General features: G+C 61.9%; 1 protein-coding gene. It reads right to left on the bottom strand.

Annotated elements, in window-relative coordinates:
• Window positions 1-565, bottom strand: a 565-nt coding sequence (locus AC1DKR_RS21045; RefSeq protein WP_478035071.1) for an SDR family NAD(P)-dependent oxidoreductase, incomplete at its 3' end; no start/stop codon positions are given.
• Window positions 566-586 lie beyond the last annotated feature (21 nt).

Genomic DNA, 586 nt, shown 5'->3' with positions numbered 1-586 from the left:
GTGCCAGGGTGCGGCGAATCGGCGTCGCGTCGATGTAGGCCTGCTCAACCTGTTCCGAGGTCTTGCCTTGCTTGACCGCTTCGCGCTCGTACAACTCCTGGATGTGCGGGGTATCCACCACGCCGGGATGGATCAGGTTGACCGTGATGCCCGAAGGGCCCAACTGGTCGGAGAGGGTTTTGGTCATGTGGGCGATCGCCAGGTTGCGCATCCCCGAGAGGACTTTGCTGCTACGCCCGGTGAGGCCGCCGATGTTGATGATGCGACCGAAACCGCCGGCCTTCATGTGCGGGGTCACTGCCTTGGCGCAACGGAAGTAGCCGATCACCTTGGTGTTGAGATCCGACAGCAACTCGTCGTCGCCGGCATGTTCGATGTCATTGCGCACCACGCCGGACGGCGCTGCGGCACCGTTGACCAGGATGTCGATGCGGCCGAAGTGTTTGTGCGCAGCTTCGACCATGTCAGACACGGCCGACATCTGATTGGTGTCGCAGTACAGCGGCAGTACTTCGTTGCCGGTCTGAGCCGTGATCTCTTCGGCAGCCTGTTGGAGAAACTCCATGCGGCGTGCGCAGATCACCAC

The sequence above is a fragment of the Stenotrophomonas sp. 01N47 genome (assembly GCF_056399165.1).
Note: the sequence above shows the minus strand (reverse complement) of the source record. Positions and strands in the feature narration are given on the sequence as shown.